We start from the raw sequence: 25,938 nt of genomic DNA on the forward strand, positions 1-25,938 counted from the left end.
ATAATACAATTATAAAAATATAATTAAAAATCATCTAAATCAATGAAATCGTCCATAAACTTTTCATAACCTGATATTATACTTTTATAAATAGTTCCTTCAATTATTAAATTGCTAGACTTCCTAATATTTTGAAAATATTCATAAAGCATAGAAAAGTCATTTTTAAATATATTTTTCCACACATCTTTAGCAGTTTCAACAACTTCAATATGGTTACAATTTATTATCATATACTTTAATTTATTAGTATTATTATACTGTGTGGAAATAACCATATCTATATGTTTATCATTAACAAAGGATAATTGATCCTGACAATATGTGGAATTTATAGGGCTTTCATCAGTAGGTATTAATTTTTCATTTTCATCTATATAATTATTAGCATAATAATTTATACCTTTAAATACTAAAGTAATATATAAAGGCTCTAATTTTACATTCATAGATTTTATATCTATTAAAGTAGCTGCCAAATTAGTTAAAACTATATCATTTAATTTCATAGATACATCATTTTCAGTTATTTTCATATCTTCTATTATAGAACTATGCATTTGATTAAGACCTATATAATCAATACTCTTTCCAAGTCTCATAGCATTAGAAAACAGAAAATTTTTATAAACATTATCAGATACATGGCACCTTTCAAATGTCTCATCATCTAAAATAATGGCATCTTTATCTGAACGTCCTTGATACTGACTATAAAATATAGTTTCATATACACTAGGCGATAACATAGAAGCTATCTCATATAATCTGACATTACTATAATCCATAAATAAACTATATAATATTTCCTATATTTTATTTTTTATATCATAATCAATTATAAATAAATCATATTTAGTCAATATTTTAGAATTATTCTGATAAAATTTCCTATCGACACAAGTATATTTTATCGGAATATTTTTCTCTTTAGATAAATTATACGCTATAATTTCACCCTTTTCTATATCATCAAGAGAAGTATAATCCATTAAATGAGTATTATTTATTATACCAGTAACTTTTAAACCAAGAACTGCCTCTATATCAATCAAATAAGCTAATGCCAATTCGAAAGTAGAATTTTCTTTTCTATTGGCATTGAATACAAAAAAAACATCTGTCTCATTAGTATCAACATTATCACGGAAAGAAGCAAATGATAAACTGCCAACTGAATTTCCGCCCATATCAATTATGCCTATAATATCTTTTCTTTCAAAGATAGAATATACTTCAGCTGACACCGCTGGTATATCTGCACCTGATTGAGGAAGGTAGCTTCCTATAACTTTTATGTTTTTTTCTTCTAAATATGAGGAATGCTCTCTGGATCTGAAATAAGGGTTTACAACATCTAAATCTGCAATATAAATATCTTTAGATGTGTGGTTTCTAACATACATACTATAATTAATAGAAAAAGTAGTTTTCCCGACTCCATAATGACCGCACACTATTGTAACTCTATTAAATTTATTCATAATTATTTTCCTAAAACCCTTTCATATCTAAAATATAATATATTTCATAATTTTTTCAAATTTTTTTAATTAAATAAATAAAGCTAAATTATATAATTTGCAAGTACAATACAAAATAAATTTACTATTTTGAAATAAAATATAACCGATACTATATAACAAGATTGTATTTACAAGGTTTTTAAAAATAAAATAATAAATTTGGGATAAAAAATGAAAAAATATATAGTTATTTTGATGTTTTTATTTGGATGCAGTTTATTTTCTCAATATGCAACAAATGATGCTTATATTCCGCCAAATAACAATAATAATACACAAACAGAAGAAAATAATCAAAATAATAATGAATATATAACTAATGATGCTATAATGGGCAGACAGCCTGCAGTAATAAATACACCTATAACAGGATTTAAAAATATTACTTTAGGTGCTACAAGACAAGATACAATAAATGCCATATTAAGCGATAATACTATGACTTTGCCTAAGCAATATATGACAGGTACTGTTGATTTGAATGCTGAAGAAAGTGCAACATTTCTTGCTTTAGAAGAAAATAAATTTTATAAAAGCGGATATTTTATATTTAAAAATGATGCTTTATATTCTATCACTATAAATTTTCAGCCTAATCAAGTTGATTTCCTTGAACTATTATCTGCTTTAAATGCTAAATATACTAAAGGATCATTTTTGAATGCAAATACTGTAGCTTGGCAGAATGGAGATATAAGAATAATATTAGAAAGACCAAGCGTTGTTAAATATATAGATATGAATAATGTTACAACAACTTCAGAAACTAGAATAAAAGAGAAAGAAGCTCTACCTCCGCAAAATACAAGAAAATCTATATTGGAAGGACTTTAATAAATGTTTAAATATATATTATTAATATCATTCGCTCTGTTAGTATCATGCAGTAACAATAATGATGATAAAGAAACTATTAAAAGAGTGGAAATAATTCTTAGCGATGAAGATTTTAAAGAAAATGTTGAAGTAAAAAAGTACGATGAAGATAAATTAAAAAATCTAGCATTATCATCTTTAAAAGAATTTTATTCTTTGCCTTATAATCAAGATAGTGTAAGAATAGCTTATGAAAAATTCTATTCTACAAATTATAAAGAAGTTTTAAGAAAAAGCAGAAATATAAAAAATGCTGATGAGTATGTACAAAGCGATCCTTCATTAGATTTTGAATTTGAAACTACAATAGAAAAAGTTTATGATATAAAATTGGAAGGACAAAAGGCTTATATAGATGCTGATTCATCCGTTTATGATAGAGTAGAAGATACTACTTCAAAAGCTAGACAAACATTTGTAATGTCTTATGAAAATAATAAATGGGTTATTTTATAATTTAATTGTATTGATTAACCTATAATAATTATCATAAAAAATAATCATTAATCATACTTTTATTTTTACCGAGAATATTAACATAATATTATTATTTAGGAGTTTACCTTGAAAGAGCCAATCTTAGCAGGATTAGATGTAGGAAGTGCATCAATAAAAACTGTCATTGCCCGTGTTAATAATGACAAATTAGATGTTATAGGTATAGGCGAAAGTGAAAGTGAAGGCATCAAAAAAGGAGTTATCATCAATATAGATGCCGCTGCTAATGCTATAGAAAAATCTATCAATGAAGCAGAACATATGGCCGGATTACAAGCTCCTGATATAATTGCAACAATAGGCGGAGATCATATAAAAGGATTAAACAGTAAAGGTGTAATAGGCGTTAATACAAAAGACAAAGAAGTTACTCCTGCTGAAATAGAAAGAGTTTTAGAAAGTGCAAAAAATATATTGATACCTGCCGACAGAGAAATTATTGAAGCTATAGAACAAGAATATTCTTTAGACGGACAAGATGAAATAAAAAATCCTGTGGGTATGTCAGGAACTAGACTTGAAACTAAAGTGCATATCATAACAGGACTTAAACATGTAAGCGAGCATTTAAGAAAGACTTTAAATAAAATGCGTTTCTCTGGAAAAGACTTTATAGTTAATATAAGAGGAAGTTCTGAAGCTTGTCTTACTGATGATGAAAAAGAACTTGGTGTAGTAGTATTCGATATAGGACATTCAACTACTTCTCTTATGGTATATTTGGAAGGATCAGTTTGGCATACTGCTGTTATACCTGTAGGAAGTCAGCATATAACTAATGATATAGCCGAAGGTTTAAGAATTACAATACCTTCTGCAGAAAAATTAAAAAGAGATCATGGTTTTGCATTTATAGATATGGTAGGAGAAAAAGAAATCATTGAAGTACCTACTGCAAGCGGACAAATGCGTACTATACCTAAAAGAGTATTAACTGAAATAATACAGCCTAGAGTAGAAGAAATTTTCAGCTTATGCGGAAAAGAATTAAATAGAATGAAATATATTGATTCACTATCTGCAGGAATGGTATTTACAGGAGGAGGTGCATTGCTTCCCGGTTTGGTAGAACTTGCTAAGGCTTATCAAACAGCAGTAAAAGGTGCTGCTCCTATTAGTGCCAGAATAGGTGTGCCTGATAAAATTGAAGGCATAAGAGATATAGCAAATAACCCTGCATATTCTGCTGTTATAGGAATACTTATGATGAGTTTAGATGAGGCTACTCAAGTTAATATACCTCATAAAAAAACTTCTGAAAAAGGAAGATTTAAATTCAACTTTAAAAATCCTTTCTCTGAGTTTTTTAAATAATACAATATTGATTTTTATACTTTTATATGTAATAATGAAATCATTATACGAGGCAGAGGAATATGAATCAAAAACCGGATAATGATGACATACTTGCTATAACAATGCAGCTTATATTAGCAAGAATAATTATGATTAGCAATCTTGTAGCTTCTATAAGCTTAATTGTGATTAATGAAGGTATAAAAAGATATTATTTCATTGCTGCATTAATTTTCGCTTTATTTTTAGTGATATATTTTCTTAAGTCTATAAAAATAAAAATGTCTTTAATATATAGTATTATTCTAGCTGTAATAATATTTGCAGCTAATTACTTTTTATAAATATTTTATACTCAAATAAAACAATTGCATATAACTATGAATTTTGACAAATACATTCTTTATTAGTATAATATGTATATGAGTAAAAAATTCAATACTATAAAAAATTTTAATCCTTTGAACGATTATTTTATAAGGTATCTTTTCACAGATAAAGGAAGCAGTGAATCTATACTTTTGGATTTTATCAATTCTATAATGATTAATGCTAATATGAAGACTTTCCGATCTGTTGAAATTTTAACGCCTTCGCCGAAGGCGGGCAGTCGCCTCAATTTGAAAAAGAATAGAAATTTAAAAGAAACCATAGTCGACGTGAAGTGTATAACACAGAATGGTTCAGTAGTTATAATAGAAATACAATTGCAAGGCAATTCAAGATTTCCTGAAAGAATACTTTATTATTGGGCAGCTAATTATAGTAAGTTATTAAAGCATGGTGAAAGATATGATGAACTTACTCCTGTAATAAGTATTAATCTATTAAATTTCAATTTAGATAATACTTATAGTATAATTAGTAATAAAATAAATTTATGGTGTAATGAAATGTATTCAGCCGCACCTATAGAAGACTATCTATAATATTTTGAAATACGGTGCGGGTCGGTGCTACAGCTAGTAGGGAGGAAATTATGTCTGAAATAGTAGAAGAAAAACCTATAATGGAAGAAGTACAAAAGAAATATAATAATTTTGTAAAAAGTAAATTGATGATGATGGAATATGAGAAGAAAGAAGCATATCTATATGGTAATCAAATAATGCTTGATGAAGAAAGGAGATTAGGAAAAGAAGAAGGTATAAAAGAAGGTATAGAACAAGGCGAAATAAACAAAGCAAAAGACATAGCATTAAATTTAAAAAATATGAATATGAGTAATGAAGATATAAGTAAAATTACAGGTTTAAGTTTAGAGGAAGTAAAAAACTTGTGAATGTATATTATTCATAAAAATAATATGTATTATTTAATATAATTGATTACTTGGAGGTGTTGTATGGGTTGTTTGGGTGTATTCTTTGCTTTAAGCGATAGAGATTTAAATAAATTATTAAAAACTTCAAGGTTTGAAAGACCTGATTTTATTTCTGAAAATTTGGAAGAAATTTATTTTGAAAAGCATACAAAATATATTTATGAGCTTGATAAATCTTGGGACGCTATGCATAGATGTCTTTCTAATGATGGGCTTTTAGTATTCGGTGATGATAATTATCCTTTTGGCTCTATAATAATGGGAGGAGACATTTTATACGGAAATGGCGATGATGAGGAAGATTATATTATCACATTAAAAAAAGAAAATGTAGTTAAAGATATAGCTTCCAAAATAGAAACTATAACAAAAGAAAAGTTCAAAGAAAAATATTTTAAAATTGATGAAAAAGATTATGAATATCCTTTAAGCGATGAGGACTTTGAATATACTTGGGATTATTTTTATAGAAGCATAGAATTTTGGAAAAATGCTGCTGATTCAAACAGAGCCGTTATATTCACAGTTGATCAATAATAAAGCAATAATAAAGTAATGATAAAGCATTTCATTTTTATAATATTCATTTTTTGTTTAAATGCCTATCCTATTATGCAAGACGATATTTATAAACTAAACGATTTAAAATATAATGGTTATGATATACAAAGAGAAAAATCTCATATAATCGGTTTTCATAAAGATGAATACAATTATGATTTATTTTTAGAAAATAATAATTTTGATACTAATAAGTTATTTATACAAACATTCGATAGAGATGCGAATATACAGTTAAAAATCAATACAAAACAAAATCAAAAATATAATATAAAAATTTTAGAAATAAATATAATTAAATTTGGACGTATATTAAACACATACAAAATTAATGTATACCCTGCCCTATTTAATTTAGAAATTACAGATGGATACAATAATTATAAATCTGTAAAAGAAAATAAATTATTCACAATCAAAATAAATAAAAATCTTTTTGATGAGATAAATGAAAGAAATATAAATTCATTTTTAAAAATGGATTTATATTTAAATGGCAGTAAAAAAATAAAAAATTTTAAAGAAATAAATAACAATACAAAAAATTTTGATATAGAACTTTTCAGCAGATATCCATACTATTTTAATGTTTATAATATCAAAGTAATTTATGATTAATATTATATTCTAATATATACTGAAAATTTTTAACTTTGTCAACCGCGAGCTGCGGCACCTTCCCGCACGGTACTATTTCATATTATTAAACGCCTACTATATGTGCGGCTAATTACTTATTATTGCACAAAAATCAATAATTTATCTTACAGATAAAAATATTTAACTAATATTAGATAATATTTGATATTATCAAAAATTATAATTTACATTTACAAAATATAAAAATTGACAAAATATATTTGTTTTAGTATATACTGAAAATTTTTAAGTTTATCATTTTTTTATTCAACTTTTTCCCGCCGCACGCCACAGGTGGACTTCGTCGGCACGCTTCGCGAAAGTGCAAGTGTAAAATTAGTACTAAATAATACTAACTTTGTTTTATATGTAATATAAATTATTAACTTTTGTATATTAATAAGTAATCAGCCGCACGTATAGTTGACTATCCATAATAATTTGCAGTACCGTGCGGAAAGCCCATATGGCTAATATTTGACAAAATATATTTGTTTAGGTATATACTAATAATATTATAAAAATTATCTATTATCAGGATCGAATCTCTGTAAAAGCCTTATAAGGAAATAAGCTGCCAAAAACATTATAGGACATAAAGCCCATTCTATGCCTTTTGGAAGTCCTGGAAAAACCTGTATAATAGAGCCTAATACAAAACCTGATATTATCAAATAAGATGATTTCACATAATGCTCCATCCAATATTCCAAAATTTTTGTAGTAAGAACAACTCCTAAAATAGAACCTATAGCTAAAGGTGCTAAATATGGAATATATAAATCATGCACGGCATCAATGGTTTCCTGATAAATACCTAAAAGCAAAAACATGTATGAAACACTTATACCCGGAAGTATCATGGCAATTGCCACAATTAAACCTGCCACTATAAGTATAAAATACATAAACATTTCGCTTCTGTTTCCTGTGCTGCTGAAAAATCCTTCAGGTATTATGGATATTAAATATACTATGCCTGCCCCCAAAAGAATATATATAATGCTTAAAAAATCGAATTTATAAGATTTAGTTTTATTATAAACTGTATTAAATCCGCCAAGTGCAGCCCCCATAAAAAAGAAAGAAGAAACAGTATAATATTTTTCTATCAAATTTGATAATGGCTTTGAAATTATTACCATACCCAAAACAGAGCCTACACAGAAAAATATTAAAAATAAAAAGTTAAGTTTGTTTTTTATAAAATAATTTTCATTTTTTGAGAATGTTAGAACACCGCTTAAAGAAGCAATTAATTTATCATATATGCCGAGTATCATAGCCATAGTGCCGCCGCTGAATCCCGGTACAAGCATTGAAGCTCCTATTATAAAACCTTTTATTATTGTGTAAATATAATTGCCTAAAATTTTCATAATTTTCAATAAACCTCTTAATAAAAAACTTAAAAAATTACCAATTATTTGAAAAATGATGATATATTATATAAGAATTTTAAGCAAGTATTTTTTACAATTATTTTACTATTTTTTTACAAACAATTTAAATACACATAAAAATGTAATTAATATAATTATTTATAATATCCATTATTTTTATTAACTTTATTTGCTTTTTCTAATAAATCTGTAGGATTATCAAAAGGTGGTATTGCAAAACTAAATATTGTTTTATTATTTTTATTAGATATTGCTAAATCTCCAAATTTAATAATATCCATTCCAATAAGCATATCACAGCCGCCGATATCACAAACACCAGCCCTAACATTTTTTATATTAACTTTATTTGATAATGATATATCTATTAATACTATATCAACTGTATGGATTCCGCTATTAACACCTCTAACCTTGCAGCTGTCTATAGGTTTTAAATTAAGTTCTTTATATACTTTATGAGTAATAGCTGTATTAGTTGCTCCTGTATCCCATATAGCATCATATTCTTTTTCTATTCCGAATTTATTTTTGATTAATACTTTTGTTTTTTAATTCTACAGGTATATGATTATATTCTACTCTAAATGCAAAATGGTATTGCTTATTTTTATTAAAGATTGACACGGGAATAGAATCTCCAATTAGTATCTTCATCATTACCAGATACTATTTTTACCGCAAAAGTGCCTAGTTCCATAGTTTTTATTGATTCATTAATAGCTTCTTCATCACTATTATATATGCCTTTTAATTCATTACCTTTTATTACTATATGTTTGCCTAGATACTTTTCTCTAAATTCTTTTATATGTTCTTCATAAAATTTATTTTCTACTTCAAACATATTTCCCCCATATAATAAGTGATTGATTACTCCTCACCTATACTCATAGGCATGATTATATAATAATAGTCTTCTCTTTCTATTTCTTTTACCATAGTAGGACTAGAGTCTTTATTAACCATAAAAGTAACTATTTCAGAATCAATTTGTTTTATAACATCTTGAATATAAGTATAATTATAAGCAACTGAATGTTCTTCGCCTGAATATTTTATATCAATCTCTTCTAAAGATTCTCCCATCTCTTGGTTTATACCTTTTACTTTTAGAGATTCTTCTGAAACTGTTAATATCATTCTCTTTGAACGAACATCATTAATCATAGGAACGATACGTCTTATAGCATCAAGAAGATCATTTTTATTTACTCTGAAACTATAAGCAAACTCTTTTGGTATAACCTGTCTGAAATTAGGATATTTTCCTTCTATAAGGCTTGATACGAAATCATATTTACCAACTTGGAAATAAACCTGCTGTCCGTCTACTCCCATTTTTACTTGTTCTACTTCATCATAATTTGCAGTTACAAGTATTTCATTTAAAACTTTAGGCTCTATTATTATTGAGAAAGAACCATTTTCTACACCTTCAAATTCTCTTTCAATTACAGCCATTCTTCTTCCGTCAGTAGCAACAGCAAGAAATTTAGAATCAGTTTTCTCAAAGCATATACCTCTTAAAGCAGGTTTAAAAGGCTCTTTAGCTATTGATGATATAGTCTTATTAATCATAGTAACTAATTCTTTTGTAGGAAGCATAATATAGCTGATATCTCCATTGCTTTCAGGATAAGCAGGGAAATCATCTGTTTTCATACCTATGATTAAGTGTTTAGTTTTTCCGTTTTCAGATTCTATGTTTATTTTTTCATTCTCTTCAACATTTATAGTAATAAGTCCGTCAGGCATCTCTTTTAATATAGAACTGATTTTCTTAGCATATACTGCCACAGCTCCTTCACCTTCACAGTCATCAAGTATTATTCTGCTTCTAGCCCAAACAGAACCGTCAGTAGCAGTTAATGTAAGCATATTGCCTGCTAGATGAAAAAGCACATTGCTTTCTATATTATAAATTACTTTGCCTTCAACAACATTTTCAGTAACACCAATAGATTTTACTATATCTTTTTTTAAACATCTAAATCTCATTGCTTCCTCTTTATTTTTTATTTTTATTTATTTATTTATTTTTATTTTACTAACTTCTAAAAACCATAATATTGATAACTAATTCTAACATTAAAAAATATTTTTTACAATATATTTTAATCTAATAACACAAATTATAAATTTGATAAATATTGATATATATCCTCATACCCCTCATACTGTGCTATATCTATAGGAGTAAGAGAATAATCATCTTTTATATAATCTTTTGCCCCAAGCTCTATCAAAGCAACAACAGCATCATATTTATTATAATAAACTGCCCAATGCAATGCCGTTCTTCCATTATTATCTATTTCATCTAATTGATTGCCGTATTTAGCTATATCTTTTATTATTTCAGTATCTCCGTTAAATACAGCATACATTAAAAGAGTTTTACTCTCAGCATCTCTAATTCTATAATCTATATTTTTCCTATTATCTCTTATAAGTCTTTTTATATCATTAATATTTAATTGATTATTCTCATTAAGTAATGCTTTCATTACTATTGTAAGCCCTTGAGAATCAACTTCATTTATATTTGATACCGGATTAATTCTTTTATTATAATAATTGTATATAAATACAGCAAATAAAACAAATATGGCAAATAAAATAATAAACAAATTATTTTTAGTATTTTCTCTAGTAGAAATCTTTTTAGTATTTTTATTATTTTTTTTATTATTCTTATTAGACTTTTTCATAAATCTGCCTTAATTGTTAATTAATAAACAGTAATTTATATATACTTGTAATAAATAAAATATATTATTATATATAATAATAAATTTACTTGAAAAAATTAATATTTATCCTATACTTAATATAGTAGTATTCTAAATAGTAATAATTTTAAGGAGACATAAAATGGAACTATTAGCACATATTCTAGCAACTGAAAACAATGAAGAATTTATTAAGAAGCTTCTCACAGAACTCTTCACTAAAGATGAACAAGACATGATACAGCAAAGATTGAGGATAGTCACCCTATTAAGAAAGAAAATGCCTCAATATGAAATAGCCAAACATTTAAATGCAAGTCTTTGTTCAATAACAAGAGGAGCAAAGGAATTAAAAAAAGAAGACAGTGCTTTAGCAATAATAGTCGATAAATATCTTATAAACGATAAAAACTTTCAAGAATCATTAAGTAAATCAAAGTAACAATAAACTAATCTCATCAACATAATCAAAATAGGACTTTTTTATAGATAAATAATTATTAGATATGTTAAAATATTTATTATTATTATTTATAATATGATAATATTTATCATAAAATTCTTCATTAAAGTAATTCTTATATTTATGAATATTTATTCCTTTTACTGTTCTTAGTGAAAGGAATATAAATTCTTTTTTTCTAGTATCTATGTATAAATATTCATTTTCTTTTATAGGAAGATGATTCTTATCAATAAAATCAAAATAATCTTTAAGTATTTTAATATTACTGTATCTATTATCATTATAGCACCCTACAGCTGATACACCTATACCTATATAATCTTTCAAAAGCCAATAATTACTATTGTGAATAGAATTATAATTTGTAAGCGAATAATTTGAAACTTCATACCTTTTAAATCCAAGTCCTTCCAATGTATCAGAAGCTTTTTTATAATATATGACAGATTCTTCTTCATTAGGCAGTAAATCTTCCCATTTTCTTTGAAGTGAATCAGTTAATTCTAAATAATAAAGTGAAAAATGTTTAGTTTTAGGAAGCAAATCTAATGAAAATAATATATCATCTCTTATTTGATTTTCACCATTTAGAGGAAGTCCGCATATAAAATCAAGAGATATGTTTTCTAAAGATGATTTATTTATTAGTTTAAGAGCATTTATAATATCTTTTTTATCGGTATGCCTATTTATAATGGCTAAGCTTTTTTCATTGAATGTCTGTATACCTAAAGAAAGTCTTATATTTGGTATATTCTCTAAGAATTTAATATATTCAGCATTTATATCATTTATATTAGATTCAATAGTTATTTCTCTGATTAAGTCAGTATTTGTTAAATATTTATTATGGATGTATACAATATTTAATATATTATCTAATAAATATTTTAATAAATCAGAACCCAATACAGAAGGAGTACCTCCTCCGAAATATATAGTTTCTATTTCTGATTTATAGTCTGATATTCTTAATTTTAATTCAGATATTAAGCTTTCTGTATATTTTTTATATATTTCTATATAATTCTTATTGACTATAGAATAGAAATTACAGTAACTGCATTTATATGTACAAAAAGGGATATGTATATAAAGCCCTGACATTTTTTATTATTTTAAGAAATCTTTTAATGAACTGTATTTCTGAGAATGCATTTTTCTTAATGCTTTTTTCTCTATCTGCCTTATACGCTCTTTAGTGAAAGAAAACATCTCCCCTACTTCTTTAAGAGTTTTTCTCTCCTGATCTATTCCATATCTTGCATTGATAATCTGTTTTTCTATATCTGATAAACTTTCAATAGCAGTTTTTAATTCTTCCATAAGCTCTTTATTTATAGCAGTTTCTTCAACATTTTTTGAAGTTTTATCTTCTATAGTATCAATGAGCCTATCTTTCATACCGTCATAATTATATTCGCCTTCAAGAGAAACATGTTCTGTACTCATAGACATAATATGAAGTATATCATTAGGATCTTTATTTAATATTGCGGCAAGTTCATTAACATCCGGAGTATAACCGCTTTTATAATAGTATTGATGCACAGCTCTCTCTAAATCTACTAAGTCCATAGCTTTATTCAAAGGCAGTCTTATGAGTCTCGATTTCTCATTTATGGCCCTTAAAATACTTTGTCTTATCCAATATACAGCATAGGATATAAAGTGATAGCCTTTATCCGGATCAAATCTATCAGCTGCTATTATAAGCCCTAAATTTCCCTCACTTATTAAATCTTCTAATAAAAGTCCGCTGTTTTTATATTGTTTTGCTATTGTAATAACAAATCTCAAATTGCTTCTAATCAGTTTGGATCTTGCCTCTGCATCTCCTTCTTTTAATCTTTTTGTGAGTTCTATTTCTTCTTCTCTAGTTAAAAGCTTTTCTTTTTTAGCATCTGCAAAATATAATGATATGTTATTCTGTTCTTCCGTATTAGTTCTTAACCTGCTTTCTGACATATTCTCATACTCTTAAATTAGTTATTAATTATATCATTTTTAATCATTAAATCAAATTCATAAATATCTATTTGCAAGATCATGTACAACGGAATGATTGAAAGAATGCGAAGACTTATTAGCTACAACTTTGCCTCTTATAGGTCTTCCTAAGATATATAAATCCCCAATTATGTCCAAAATTTTATGTCTTACAAACTCATTATCAAAATGAAGTTTAGTATTTATTACTTTTCCGTCACAAAGGAGTATATGACTTCCTATCATACCGCTTCCAGCCATTCCCATTTTTTGTGCATAATCAATATTATCTATAGTATTAAATGATCTAGCTCTTCCAACTTCTTCGGTAAACTGATCAAAATTTTCAAATTTATATGTATATTCCTGTACGCCTATACTGCCTGCAAAATCTATACGAAGGCTAACTTCAAGACCGTCATAAGGTGAAAGTATTATATAAGTTTCATTATCATTAACAGTACCATAAGTCAAAGTCTGATCTATAACTATAGGCTCTATATAATCATCCTGCTCTACAAAACCAGCCTCTTTCAAAGCATCGCAGAATACTAAAGCAGAACCGTCTACATTAGGTACTTCTCCATCGCATTTTACTATTAAATTAGTAATGCCCATCATATGAAGAGCCGCTAAAAAATGCTCTGTAGTCTTTATATATCTGTTTCCGGATATTAATGCTGTAGAATTAACCGCTCCTGATTTATCTTTAGAAAGTATATTATTATGGGATAGTTTTATATGAGTATTTGTATTAATATCAATAAAAACTATACCTGTATTAACTTCTGCAGGAACTAATGTTAAAGCTGTTTTTCTTCCTTCCATTAAAGCAAAACCGCTTACAACAATACTTTTAGCTATAGTTCTCTGTTTAACCTTATATCCTACATTATTATGATAATGAGATTCAGTTTCTTCATTATTTATAAATTCTGTTTTATTTGTAGTTTCTTTGAACACCTCTTCGCAGCTTGAAAGAAGTTTTGATATGCTTATTGGCTTTTCTAAAAAGTCATAAGCTCCCATCTTAGTAGCTCTTACTGCTGTTTCAACACCAGCATGCCCGCTCATCATTATAACAGTAGTATTAGTGTATTTCTCTTTTATATTAGCAAGTATGTCAAGTCCGTCTACATCAGGCAGCCATACATCTAAAAATACTAAATTTACATTCTTACTATTAAGTATATCTTCTGCTTCTTTATAATTCTTAGCTATATCTACTCCATAGCCTTCATCTTCTAAAATATTCTGACAGGTAGTCAGTATGTCTTCTTCATCGTCTATTATTAATATATTTTGTTTAGTTGTTACTGTTTGCATATTAAAGTCTTCCAATTTATAAATATAGTAAATTAATGATATAAAATCAATATCTTATTATAATATTATCGTAAAATAATGGTTATTTTCTTTAAATATTCTAATTCTTTATTAATATAACCTTACAAATAAACAATTAGTTAACAAAATTGAAAATTAATATGCAAAAAATATTGTTTTTTTTATACTATAAATGTACAATATAGGACATTAATAATTATTATTTTAAGGAATATTAAAGTGAAAGATTTGCTTATTGAAATATTAGTAGAAGAAATACCTGCAGATTTTGCCTATCCTGCCAGTGTAAGTTTTAAAAAAATAATAGAAAATACATTAAAAAATAATGGTATTAATTTCAGTTCTGTTAATTCATACACTACCCCAAGAAGATTGGCAATTTTAGCAGAAAATATAGAAGAAAAATCAAAAGATGAAGTTATAGAGTTTAGAGGCCCTTTATTTGAAAGTGCTTTTAAAGACGGAGCTCCTACAAAAGCAGGAGAAGGATTTTTAAAATCTCATAATATAGATGCTAATTCAATAAAAAATATAGATGAAAATGAATCATTTGATAAGCCATATATAAAAGAAGTAAATGGAAAAAAATATATATTTGTAAAAAAAGAGAAAAAAGGTATAGAAACTAAAAAACTATTTGAAGAAAAACTAGAAAGCATTATTTCAAGTATAGATTTTAAAAAGAAAATGAGATGGGGAAACAAAGATTTTGCTTTTGTACGCCCTATAAGAAATGTACTTGCCTTATTCGGAAATGAAATCATTAAAACTTCAGTTGCAGGAATAGAAACTAATAATAAAGTAACAGGTCATAGACTTCTTTCACCTGAATTTAAAGAAATTAATAATCCTAAAGATTATGAAAAAACATTAGCTGAAAAGCATGTTATAGTTTCAAGAGAAAAAAGATTAGAAAACATTATAAATCAATTAGAAAATATTGAAAAAGAACATGGATATGAAGCTGTTTCAAAGAAAAAAGTATCTGAAATAGTTGTGGATTTGGTAGAAGAGCCTTACTTACTCACTGCCGAATTCGATTCTAAATTCTTAGAAGTTCCTAAAGAAGTTTTAACTAGTGAAATGATTGAACATCAAAAATACTTCCCATTATGCAAAAAAGACGGTACTTTAACTAATTTATTTGTAATAACAGCAAATCAGCCTAAAACTCCACAGATAATAGCAGGAAATATAAGAGTATTAACAGCAAGACTTTCAGACGGAAGATTCTTATACCAAGAAGATATCAAAAAAGGCATGGACGAGATGAATGAAAGACTCGAAATGCTAATGTTTAGAAAAGAGCTTGGAAGCGTTGCTGATAAAGTAAAAAGACTTGAGAAAAACTCAGAACTTTTAATAAAACTTTTAGGCTATGAAAAAGATAAAGAAAATATAGTTAAAGCTATTAAATACATGAAATCAGATTTAGTAAGTAATATGGTATACAATTTCCCAGAGCTTCAAGGTATAATGGGCGGATATTTTGCTAAATCTATGAATCTTAATGATGATGTTGCTTTAGCTATTAATGAACAATATAGACCTTTATTTGCTGCTGATGAAATACCTTCTAATGATACAGGTAAGGCTATAGCTATACTTGATAAAATGGATAATATAGCAGCTGGTTTCTATGTAGGAGATATACCAACAGGTTCTCAAGACCCTAATGCTTTAAGAAGACAGGCTTTAGGTATTATTAATATACTTACAAAATCTAAAAAGCATGTTAATCTTAAAAAGTTAATAGAGGATTCTATCAACTCTATGCCTAAAGATGCTAAAAATAATAAGAGCGAAGATTTAGTAAAAGATATATTTGAATTCTTTAAATCTCGTTTTGAAAATGATATTGATTTTGCTAAAGACTCTGTTGCAGGCGTTCTTTCTACTGGTATAGATGATATGTATGATGCTTACTTAAAAATAGAAGCTATTGATGCATTCAGAAAGAAAAATGAAGAGTTATTCTCAAATCTTTTATTGGTATTTAAAAGAATTAAGAATATGATTAAATCAGCTAAAGATGTTAATTTAGATGAATCATTATTAAAAGAAGAAGCTGAAAAATCTCTATACAATACATATAAAGAAAAATTAAATGAAGTTAATAAACTTATGGAAAATAGAGAATATGAAAAAACATTTGCTTTATTAGCTAGTCTTTATGAACCATTAGATAAATTCTTTAAAGATATTATGGTAAATGTAGATGATGAAAAAATCAAAAATAACCGTATAGCTTTACTTTCTTCAGTAGATAAGATTTTCAAGAATATGCTTGATTTCTCTAGTTTGGTAAAATAATAAAAATAATTACTATAAATAAAGGGGGTTCATTGATAAAAAAATCCCCTTTTTATATATAAAATGTCTGTTTCCATTAATCTATTATTGATATATATATTTTTATATTGTATAATAAATACATAATAATTAAATATGATTATAAAAAATTAAGTAATATCACAATGGAAATTATTAATTGAATAATAAAGAATTAATAAATACTATAGATCATTTTTATTCGCTGATGAACTATTATAATAAAAATGTTATTGATATAATATCTAATCTTGATGTAAAAAATATAAATAAATATTACGATGTTTTAAATAAAAGAAATAATCAATTAGAATTTAATTTATTTGATGTAATAACTGATAAATGGAATAAAGAAAAATTACATTCAGAATTACTAAAATTCTTTTTAAATAATTATGAAGATTTTTTCTATAATTTTCTTGATTTGATTGGTATAGAAAATAAAGATGATTATTCAAATGCTGAAATTCCTGAATATGAAAAAAATTATATAGATATTTCAATAATTGGTAATAAAAAAATAATAATTATAGAAAATAAAATTAATTGGGCTAAAGATCAGCAAGAACAATTAGCAAATTATTATAAAAAAGTATGCGGAGAATATGAAGTTGAAAAAATAGTTTATATTGCACCGTCAAAATATAAAGAACCAGAAGAACATACTTTTGGATTTGATGATGAAATAAAAAATAAAGTAAAAGACAAATATATAAAAATAATAAGTTTTGATGCTACAGATAAAGATTTGGTAACTTGTTTTGAAAAATCAAGAGATAATTTAAAAGATGATAAATTATTTTTTATGAATCATTATATAGAAATTTTAAAAAGAACAGGAGAAGGAGATATGTCAGAAACAGAATTAAATTTTTTTAATGAAATATTAAATAAATACAAAGAAGACAATCAAATATTTCAGAAAATTAATTATATAGGAGAAATGTATAATAATTTAGCTAAAATAAAAAATGATTATATAATATCAAAAACAGGTATGGATGATTGGGGTTATGATAAAAATGGAGGCTACTATAGTTGTGCTCATTATATTGAATTAAAAAGAAATAACGCTTTTTCTATAGTTATATATACTTATGTATCTGGAGAGATATATTTGTCTGTATATGACGATAAAAATAAATGTGCAGATATCATATATAATATATTATCAAAATATTTAAATGAAGAAGAAATAAAAAAACATAAAGACAGATGTTTAACATATAATATAGCAGATGATGAAAATAAATTATTTGATTTAGTGAAGAAGCTAAAACAAGAATTCACTGATTTTGCTAATAATAATTAAAATTAATAATATTTAATATTTATAAAAGCACTTTCATTTCAATATGAGAGTGCTTTTTATTTTATATTTTTATAAAATATATCAAAACAAGATATTAATTTTTATTTTAATAAATACTAAAAATTTTTAAGTTTGTCATTTTTTTATTCAACTTTTTCCCGCCGCATACGCTCTGCGGACTTCGTCAAAGTTGCAAAAAATGCAAGTATAAAATTAGTACTAAATCATACTAAAATTGTTTTGTATGTAAGATAGATTATTAATTTAAGCTAAAATATAGCCTTTCGAGAAGCGTATCCGAGCCTGTCGAGGATATAGCTTCTCGCTTGGAGCGGGATTCGCCTGTGGCAACACCGAGTAGGTGCCTTACCTACGGCACGCAGAGCGTCGGCAAAAGAAGTGGGGTGCAGGTCAAAGCCCTGCAAATATTTAAAATTTAAAAAAATTATTTTTGACAAAATATATTTGTTTTGGTATATACTGAAATGATTTCATTTTGCCGACCACTGCACATTATATAATTATTATCAACTTTTTTGCCGCACAAAAAAGTTGCAAAAAACGCAATTGCTAGAACTTTATATTAAAAACATGCCTATTAAATATAGGATATAGCCTAAATTTATACTAAAAATGCAGTTCTTTTGGTTCTTTTATACCAATAAAAGAACTGGGGTATGGGGCAAAGCCCCAGATATAAAAACAAAAATAAATTTATATTTTTGACAAACTGTATTTGTTTAGGTATATACTAATTTCTCATACACAAATTTAGCTGCACATAATAATATCGTTCATCAATATCTGTTAATAAAAAATAACTAGCTCGTTTCAAAGTATATAGAATAGTATCATTAAAATATATTGTAGAATAATATCATCAATATAAAATTACAATAGTCTATTTTTCTTACATATAAAACAACATAATTCGTATTAATAGTATTATAAAACCTTTTTTGACGTACATATCATGGGTAAATATATAAAAAAAATTTACATTTTAGTATATATATAATATTGTAATATTCTATATATATTTTATTATATGATTAACACAAAAAAGGAGAAAAAATGAAAAAAATTATACTTATAGTATTATTTATATCTGTTTTAATATTTTCATGTTCTAAAACAGATACAATATCAAATCAAACCGTAACATCTGAAGCAGGAACTATGGATATAGACTTTCAGGCTGTATTCGGTGAAAAAGCTAATGATGATAATAATTTAATGCAAAACTCATATTTAAAAGTTTCAGGAACTTACGGCAATATTGATGCTAAAGTGGATGCTGCTACAGGAGCTTCAACACCTGCAGGAGCTACTAAATCTTGGGATTCATACAGATACGAGAATAAGCAATATGCAAATAATAAAATAGAAAGAGGATTCGGATTCTTCGTACTTTACGGAGTTTCACCTGCTAAAACTTATAATTTTGACGGTATGACTGGAACAGGAACATCTCAAAAAGTATTGAATGGAACTAACGGCCCTATCATCACAGGAACAGGCGTTACTAAAGATGAAACAGGAGTAATAACTATAAGATATGCTCATGCAGGAGGCCCTACTGTTTATCCTTGGGTTTATGAATTAAAATCTGATACTAATGGAATATTCAAAATAGGTTATGGTTCAGATAATAACAAAGTAAGTACTTCTCAAATTTCTAATGATATGAATTTTGCTGATATTCAAATGGTTACTGATAAAGCTAAAGACGGCATACCTTATTGGCAGGGTGATTTGCAGGGTACTTTTGAAAATGATACTTTAACTTTGAAAGGTACTTTAAAAGAAGTTAAATAAAAATTAAATATGTATTTATAAGAGGCTTTATTATAAGCCTCTTTTTTTATAAAAATATAATTTAAAATTATTGCGGTATTGAATTAAAAAATTATATAGTTTAAAATGATAATATATAATTTTTTAATTTTTAATAAAAATATATAAAATATTTTTTATAGTTGATTTTTATTTTATTATACTATGTAGTTTGGAAAAATTTGATATCAGATTTTTACCAAATTATAAAGATTGGAGAAAAATCTATGATTCGATTATTACCTATTATTCTTTTAGCTGCATTTTTTATAGGATGCGGTCAGCCAGATTCCACTAATTCAGAAAATTCTATAAAAGCAAAAAATGTTATAATTTTAATTGCTGATGGACAGAGTGCTGATGTAATTACATATTCAAGATGGATTAATGGCGGAGGATCATTAGCCATAGATGAAATGTTAAGCGGAGCAGTAAGAACTTATAATGCTGATTCTCCTATAGCTGATTCCGCACCTGCTGGTACAGCTATAGCTACTGGATATAAAACATCTTATAAGCAGTTTATAGGTCTTCTTCCAGATGAGGCTATACTTCCTAATTCATCAATACCTACAGAAGCCAGAAGTCCTATAGCAAATGTATTAGAGGCGGCACAGCTTCTTGATAAAGCTACAGGAATTATCGCTACTGCAGAAATTATGCATGCAACTCCAGCAGCATTTTCGGCTCATGATATCACTAGAAAAGACTATGATGATTTAAGCGAACAGCAAATATTTCAGGACATAGATGTTATACTTGGAGGCGGATATAAGTTTTTTACTAAAGAAGAAAGAAAAGACGGAAAGGATTTAATATCTGAAATTACTAATTTAGGTTATTCTATAATCAGAACTTCTGATGAATTAAATTCTTTTACAGGCGATAGAGTTGTAGGACTTTTTGCAGATGCAGATTTGGCGTATGATATAGACAGAAAGGAAACATCTCAGCCTTCATTGGCTCAAATGACTTCAAAGGCTATAGAGATACTTTCTAAAAATAAAAATGGATTCTTTTTGATGGTAGAAGCTTCAAAAGTGGATTGGGCTGCTCATGCTAATGATCCTGTGGGATTAGTATCTGATACTTTAGCTTATGATGCTGCTGTAAAAGTTGCATTGGATTTTGCTAAAAAAGATAATAATACTATGGTTATAGCTGTAACAGATCATGGAAACAATGGTTTTTCTATGGGAAATTATGATACCTCTTCAAATTATCAACAAATACAATTAGAAAGCTTTATAGATCCTATAAAAAAAGCTTCACGTTCTTCTGAATATATAGCAAGAAAAATAGAAGCTGGTGAAGATATAAGAGAAACTATGTCTAAATATTATTCTATTAATGATATGACAGCAGCAGAAGTAAATTCTCTTACAGGAAAAACAGGTGATGATTTACATTATGCTATAGGACCAATATTAGCAAAAAGAGCATATTTAGGATTCACTTCTCATGGACATACTGGAGAAGATGTTCCTCTATATACCTATTTACCTAATAATAAAAGAATTATAGGTCTTATAGATAATACTGATATAGCTAAAAATATTGCTAAAGCTATGGGAATAAATTTAGATGAAGCTTCCAAAAAATTATTTATGAGTGAAGATGAAATAAAAAAAGCAGGTGCTGAGCTAACATCTGATGGTCAAATTCTTACTATACGTATGAAAGATAAAACTGCTCAAATGATGAAAAACAGAAATATAATTACTGTAGACGGAGAGAAAAAAACTTTAGAGGGAGTTGTAGTTTATAATGAGTCTAAATGGTATTTCCCTGCTGAGGTATTAGATATATTAAATAAGTAATTTTATTTTTTATATTTATAAGCGGAGCTGTTTTTTGCAGCTTCGCTTTTTATTTTTAACAATTTTTATTAAAAGGCATTCTAGTATATACTGAAATGATTTCATTTTGACGACCACTGCACATTATATAATTATTATCAACTTTTTTGCCGCATAAAAAAGTTGCAAAAAACGCAATTACTAGAACTTTATATTAAAAATATATGTATTAAATGTATGGTATAACTATATTTATACTAAAAATGCAGTTCTTTTGGTTCTTTTATACCAATAAAAGAACTGGGGTATGGGGCAAAGCCCCAGATATAAAAACAAAAATAAATTTATATTTTTGACAAACTGTATTTGTTTAGGTATATACTGAAAATTTTTAAGTTTGTCAAAATTTGTTTTTATATTGTTATTATTTTCGGGGACTAGTCCCCAAACCCCTACTTCTCTTGCCGATTAGGCACCTACTCGGTGGTGACCCAAAGAAGCAAAAGGACTGCATTTTTGACACAAATCTTGGTTTTACCTTATTTTTCAAATAAAACTTAATAATATTTTATACTATTAATAAACAAAAATTACATTTACAAAAAAGTAAAAATTGACAAAATATAATTGTTTAAGTATTTAATTAAATAAATTATATATTTAAATAATTTTAATTATCATAAATAAAAATTGCTCGCAAAATATCTATGTTAAATAAACTTAATAGATGCTAGCAATTTTTATTAAAAAAGCATTATATTGTACAATATACAATAAAAAATTATATACTAAGATGTTTCCATGCCTCATAAAAATGATGAACAGGGCCATGACCTTTACCTACACTGTCAACTTTGGCAGCCTGTAATGCATTGAATAAATACTGTTTTCCTAATTTTGAAGCCTCAAGAGGAGTTTTGCCATGTGCTATATAACTGCATATTGCTGCTGAAAGTGTGCATCCTGTACCATGTGTATTTTTAGTATCTATTCTTAAAGCATCTAAAAACTCTTTGCTCTCTTTATTAATAAATAAATCCCTTGACAATTCGCCTTCTAAATGTCCGCCTTTAAGCATAACATTTTTTGCCCCCATATTGAGTATATCATTAGCGGCATCTATCATATCATCATCGGTTTTTATTTTTTTTGAAGTTAAATCCTCAGCTTCAGGTATATTCGGAGTTACAACAGTAGAAATAGGAAGTATATATTTTTTTAAGCTCTCTACAGCCTCTTCAAGAAGAAGTCTGTCTCCGCTCTTTGCCACCATTACAGGATCAACTATTATAGGTATATTCTTAGCATTATTACTCAAAAAATCGGCAACTAATTTTATTATATCGCTATTAAAAAGCATTCCTATCTTTATAGCATCAGGTATAATATCATCAAATATGCATTCCAATTGCTCTTTTATAGCTTTTAATTCTATTTCATAACAGCTTCTTACACCTTGAGTATTCTGCACAGGTAATGCAGTAAGCACGCACATTCCATAACATCCCAAAGCAGAAAAAGTTTTCAAATCTGCCTGTATGCCGGCACCTCCGGAACCATCAAATCCTGCTATTGTTAAAGCCTTTACCATTATCAAAAACTCCTATAAATTATTATGAATTAAGATTATTTTAATTTTTCTATATATTTATCATATATAAATTTACATATTAATTTAGAATTAAATACTGATAAATCAACAAACTCTCCTATATATTCATTTCCTATTTTCTCAAGTATATTAATAGAAAAACTTATTTTATAAGAACTAATTGACATAGAAGCATTTTTTATAACATGCCCTACTTCTAAACTAGCTTCCTCAGGAGGCATAATAAATTTTAAGCCTACAGGCGACATTTCTATTATCATACCATGAAGAATCTGCCTTACACCATCATGTCTAAATACCAATTTAAAATTATCCAAATTGTTTATTACTATATGTTTTAGTTTTTTAGGCTTAACTCCAGCCTTATCTATTAAAACATTAAATCTATTCAAAAAATCTTTTTCATTGAATGGCTTTAATAAAAATCCTGAAACCCCAATTCTCATCATCTTAGTGAAAAACTCTCTGGTAGGATCAGCAACATGAACTATAACATGAACTCCATGATATCTGTCATCTAAATAAATTTTTTCAAGTATACTCTCCATTTCAGTGTCATTTTCCTCAACCTCTATAATAGCAATAGAAAAAGGAAGTTTACCGAACATACTTAAAATGTTGTTTTTATCCTTCACAGCAACAACTTCATATCCTGCCGTAATAAGAATACTGATAAAACTGTCCCTTATTTGTAAAGATGAATCATAAACTAATACTCTCATAATATATACCTGAAAATTAATTATATTGTTTTTACATTATATAATAGAAAAAATTAAAATCAATAATATATATAAACTTAATCATAAACTCTAATAAGTAAATAATTTTTATAATGTAGTTATTAATATATTACATTTAGTATATTATACATTTAATAAAAATATATTATTATATTTCATTAACAAAAATATAGTAAAAAGTTGTTTTTTTTTATTTATTATATATAATAAAGAGATGAAAACATCGGGATATAATTTATTTCCGCCGCTTCTAGGGCATATAAAAAATTGGTATAGCCATATTGATAGGATTAAAAATATGGGATTTGAATGGGTGTATATTAATCCTATAACATATCCCGGATTCAGCGGAAGTCTGTACGCTACAAAATATTATTATCAATATAACCCTGCTTTTTTTACTAGTTTTGAACAAGAAATTGCTGAAAAAGAGATTAAAGATTTCCTTGCCTATTGTAATAATAAAAATATAAAAGTAATGATAGATTTGGTTATTAATCATTCATCAAAAGACTGTAATTTGACTAATGAACATTTTGAATGGTATAAAACTAAAGATGGAGCTTTACAATCTCCCGGAGCTTGGGATAATGGGAAATGGGTTGAATGGGGCGATTTAGCTATGTTCAATAACAAAAGAGATCCCAATGAAAAAGATGAGGAAGAAAACGCTGATAATAAAGATAATACTGAAGAAGAAAATAATCAGGATATAATCAATAATGAAATATTAAATCCTATATGGTATTACTGGAATGATTTAATAAAACATAATCTTGATTTAGGATTCAGCGGATTCAGATGCGATGCTGCGTATAAAGTTCCTAAAGAATTATGGAAATATTTAATAGATAATGCTAAAAAAATAAATAATGAAGTTATATTTTTTGCTGAAAGTTTAGGCTGCTCTATGGAAGACACTAAAAAACTTATAAATGCAGGTTTTGATTATGTAGCCAGCAGTGCTAAATGGTGGGATTATGAAGGAGAATGGTTTATAGAACAATATGATTTAGCAAGAGAGAAATGCAAACAAATAGCATTCCCAAGTAATCATGACACTAGAAGACTTATCGAAGAATATGATGGAAATATTTGGAAAGTAAAACAAACTTTCTTGTTTACAGCAATAGTATGCGATATGTGGATGATAACTTTAGGTGATGAGTTCGGATTCTTAAAAAGATGCAATGTTGTGGGCGGAAATGAAAAAGATTATGAAAATATAAATTATGATTTGAGTGAATACATAAAAGATATCACTAATTATATAAAAAACAATCCTATACTTGCTAATTGCGGTAAAATAGTTTCTATTGATATAGAAGAAAAAAAGAAACTAGAAAAATTAAAAAAAGAAACCGATACTCATTATGAATATCATGAGCATCATGAATATTATGAAGAGCAAGAAAGAAATTATAAAGAAAAAAAAGAAAAAGATCCTTTTAGAAAGTTTTATAAATATAGTTTAGATGAAAATGATAAGCTCTTAATTATAGTTAATATAACTTCTAAAACTAGACAATTAGATACAAAAGAATACGGAATAAAAGAAGATATATCATTTGAAAATAAAATAGAAAATATTACAGAAACTATTGATATATTACCGTATCAATTAAAAATATTCGCTTTATAAGGA

The 25,938-nt window shown here is 26.7% G+C and carries 24 protein-coding genes and 1 pseudogene; 13 read left to right on the top strand and 12 right to left on the bottom strand.

What is annotated here, in order from left to right:
- Positions 1-23: 23 nt before the first annotated feature.
- Positions 24-788 (bottom strand): hypothetical protein, encoded by a 765-nt coding sequence (locus Q0K19_RS03175; RefSeq protein ID WP_297245223.1) that lies wholly within the window; start codon positions 786-788, stop codon positions 24-26.
- 21 nt (positions 789-809) lie between these two features.
- Complete coding sequence (locus Q0K19_RS03180; protein ID WP_297245225.1) at positions 810-1,484, bottom strand: ATP/GTP-binding protein; 675 nt, start codon at positions 1,482-1,484, stop codon at positions 810-812.
- A 213-nt stretch (positions 1,485-1,697) separates the two neighbouring features.
- Between Q0K19_RS03180 and Q0K19_RS03185 the strand changes: the two genes are divergently transcribed.
- The 7 genes and pseudogenes from Q0K19_RS03185 (at position 1,698) to Q0K19_RS03215 (ending at position 6,699) form a co-directional block, all read left to right on the top strand.
- Positions 1,698-2,360, top strand: a complete 663-nt coding sequence (locus Q0K19_RS03185) for a hypothetical protein (protein ID WP_297245227.1) — start codon at positions 1,698-1,700, stop codon at positions 2,358-2,360.
- Between the two features lie 3 nt (positions 2,361-2,363).
- Entirely contained in the window at positions 2,364-2,858 is a 495-nt protein-coding gene (locus Q0K19_RS03190; RefSeq protein ID WP_297245229.1) for a hypothetical protein, read from the top strand.
- A 108-nt stretch (positions 2,859-2,966) separates the two neighbouring features.
- Positions 2,967-4,214 (top strand): cell division protein FtsA, encoded by a 1,248-nt coding sequence (gene ftsA, locus Q0K19_RS03195; protein WP_014487076.1) that lies wholly within the window; start codon positions 2,967-2,969, stop codon positions 4,212-4,214.
- A gap of 62 nt (positions 4,215-4,276) precedes the next feature.
- Entirely contained in the window at positions 4,277-4,540 is a 264-nt protein-coding gene (locus Q0K19_RS03200) for a hypothetical protein (protein WP_297245232.1), read from the top strand.
- 78 nt (positions 4,541-4,618) lie between these two features.
- Positions 4,619-5,478 (top strand): annotated as a pseudogene (locus tag Q0K19_RS03205) (Rpn family recombination-promoting nuclease/putative transposase).
- A gap of 63 nt (positions 5,479-5,541) precedes the next feature.
- On the top strand, positions 5,542-6,057 hold the full coding sequence (locus Q0K19_RS03210) for a YfbM family protein (protein WP_297245234.1): 516 nt from the start codon (positions 5,542-5,544) through the stop codon (positions 6,055-6,057).
- A gap of 18 nt (positions 6,058-6,075) precedes the next feature.
- A complete protein-coding gene (locus Q0K19_RS03215) occupies positions 6,076-6,699 on the top strand; it encodes a hypothetical protein (protein ID WP_297245236.1) in 624 nt (207 codons plus the stop codon).
- A gap of 545 nt (positions 6,700-7,244) precedes the next feature.
- On the opposite strand, the gene Q0K19_RS03220 is transcribed toward Q0K19_RS03215, so the two are convergent.
- The 5 genes from Q0K19_RS03220 to Q0K19_RS03240 form a co-directional block, all read right to left on the bottom strand.
- Complete coding sequence (locus tag Q0K19_RS03220; RefSeq protein WP_297245238.1) at positions 7,245-8,099, bottom strand: DUF368 domain-containing protein; 855 nt, start codon at positions 8,097-8,099, stop codon at positions 7,245-7,247.
- Positions 8,100-8,257: 158 nt separating this feature from the next.
- Positions 8,258-8,659, bottom strand: coding sequence for a retropepsin-like aspartic protease (locus tag Q0K19_RS03225; protein WP_335845836.1), 402 nt, complete (start codon positions 8,657-8,659; stop codon positions 8,258-8,260).
- Positions 8,660-8,736: 77 nt separating this feature from the next.
- Complete coding sequence (locus Q0K19_RS03230; protein ID WP_297245241.1) at positions 8,737-8,970, bottom strand: hypothetical protein; 234 nt, start codon at positions 8,968-8,970, stop codon at positions 8,737-8,739.
- Between the two features lie 26 nt (positions 8,971-8,996).
- The gene (gene dnaN, locus Q0K19_RS03235) at positions 8,997-10,124 is read right to left on the bottom strand and encodes a DNA polymerase III subunit beta (protein ID WP_297245243.1); all 1,128 of its coding nucleotides are present in this window, start codon (positions 10,122-10,124) and stop codon (positions 8,997-8,999) included.
- A gap of 134 nt (positions 10,125-10,258) precedes the next feature.
- On the bottom strand, positions 10,259-10,837 hold the full coding sequence (locus Q0K19_RS03240) for an ankyrin repeat domain-containing protein (protein ID WP_297245244.1): 579 nt from the start codon (positions 10,835-10,837) through the stop codon (positions 10,259-10,261).
- Between the two features lie 163 nt (positions 10,838-11,000).
- Here Q0K19_RS03240 and Q0K19_RS03245 point away from each other — a divergent pair, with 163 nt between their 5' ends.
- The gene (locus Q0K19_RS03245) at positions 11,001-11,300 is read left to right on the top strand and encodes a Trp family transcriptional regulator (RefSeq protein WP_041177206.1); all 300 of its coding nucleotides are present in this window, start codon (positions 11,001-11,003) and stop codon (positions 11,298-11,300) included.
- Here the strand turns inward: Q0K19_RS03245 and hemW are convergent.
- From hemW to lpxC, 3 genes are read right to left on the bottom strand one after another with little or no spacing between them, the layout of a single operon-like run.
- Positions 11,292-12,431 carry a radical SAM family heme chaperone HemW gene (hemW, locus tag Q0K19_RS03250; RefSeq protein WP_297245247.1) on the bottom strand — a complete coding sequence of 380 codons (1,140 nt, stop codon included), beginning with the start codon at positions 12,429-12,431 and terminating at the stop codon, positions 11,292-11,294. The two genes, Q0K19_RS03245 and hemW, sit on opposite strands and share 9 nt — an antisense overlap.
- A 6-nt stretch (positions 12,432-12,437) precedes the next feature.
- The gene (locus Q0K19_RS03255; RefSeq protein ID WP_014487065.1) at positions 12,438-13,292 is read right to left on the bottom strand and encodes an RNA polymerase sigma factor RpoD/SigA; all 855 of its coding nucleotides are present in this window, start codon (positions 13,290-13,292) and stop codon (positions 12,438-12,440) included.
- Positions 13,293-13,349: 57 nt separating this feature from the next.
- Complete coding sequence (gene lpxC, locus Q0K19_RS03260) at positions 13,350-14,639, bottom strand: UDP-3-O-acyl-N-acetylglucosamine deacetylase (protein ID WP_297245250.1); 1,290 nt, start codon at positions 14,637-14,639, stop codon at positions 13,350-13,352.
- Between the two features lie 240 nt (positions 14,640-14,879).
- Between lpxC and glyS the strand changes: the two genes are divergently transcribed.
- The 4 genes from glyS to Q0K19_RS03280 all read left to right on the top strand — a co-directional run bounded on the left by glyS (position 14,880) and on the right by Q0K19_RS03280 (position 21,959).
- Positions 14,880-16,973 carry a glycine--tRNA ligase subunit beta gene (glyS, locus tag Q0K19_RS03265; RefSeq protein WP_297245252.1) on the top strand — a complete coding sequence of 698 codons (2,094 nt, stop codon included), beginning with the start codon at positions 14,880-14,882 and terminating at the stop codon, positions 16,971-16,973.
- A gap of 178 nt (positions 16,974-17,151) precedes the next feature.
- On the top strand, positions 17,152-18,303 hold the full coding sequence (locus tag Q0K19_RS03270) for a PD-(D/E)XK nuclease family protein (RefSeq protein WP_297245254.1): 1,152 nt from the start codon (positions 17,152-17,154) through the stop codon (positions 18,301-18,303).
- Positions 18,304-19,377: 1,074 nt separating this feature from the next.
- Entirely contained in the window at positions 19,378-20,121 is a 744-nt protein-coding gene (locus Q0K19_RS03275) for a hypothetical protein (protein ID WP_297245256.1), read from the top strand.
- A 245-nt stretch (positions 20,122-20,366) separates the two neighbouring features.
- The gene (locus Q0K19_RS03280) at positions 20,367-21,959 is read left to right on the top strand and encodes an alkaline phosphatase (protein ID WP_297245258.1); all 1,593 of its coding nucleotides are present in this window, start codon (positions 20,367-20,369) and stop codon (positions 21,957-21,959) included.
- 760 nt (positions 21,960-22,719) lie between these two features.
- On the opposite strand, the gene thiD is transcribed toward Q0K19_RS03280, so the two are convergent.
- Both thiD and Q0K19_RS03290 read right to left on the bottom strand, forming a co-directional pair.
- Positions 22,720-23,529: a bifunctional hydroxymethylpyrimidine kinase/phosphomethylpyrimidine kinase gene (gene thiD / locus Q0K19_RS03285; protein ID WP_297245260.1), complete on the bottom strand. Its 810-nt coding sequence runs from the start codon at positions 23,527-23,529 to the stop codon at positions 22,720-22,722.
- Between the two features lie 35 nt (positions 23,530-23,564).
- On the bottom strand, positions 23,565-24,272 hold the full coding sequence (locus tag Q0K19_RS03290) for a response regulator (RefSeq protein ID WP_297245262.1): 708 nt from the start codon (positions 24,270-24,272) through the stop codon (positions 23,565-23,567).
- A 235-nt stretch (positions 24,273-24,507) separates the two neighbouring features.
- Between Q0K19_RS03290 and Q0K19_RS03295 the strand changes: the two genes are divergently transcribed.
- Entirely contained in the window at positions 24,508-25,935 is a 1,428-nt protein-coding gene (locus Q0K19_RS03295; RefSeq protein ID WP_297245265.1) for an alpha-amylase family glycosyl hydrolase, read from the top strand.
- Positions 25,936-25,938: the final 3 nt, after the last annotated feature.

This window comes from uncultured Brachyspira sp., from assembly GCF_944393015.1.
Taxonomy (GTDB): domain Bacteria; phylum Spirochaetota; class Brachyspiria; order Brachyspirales; family Brachyspiraceae; genus Brachyspira.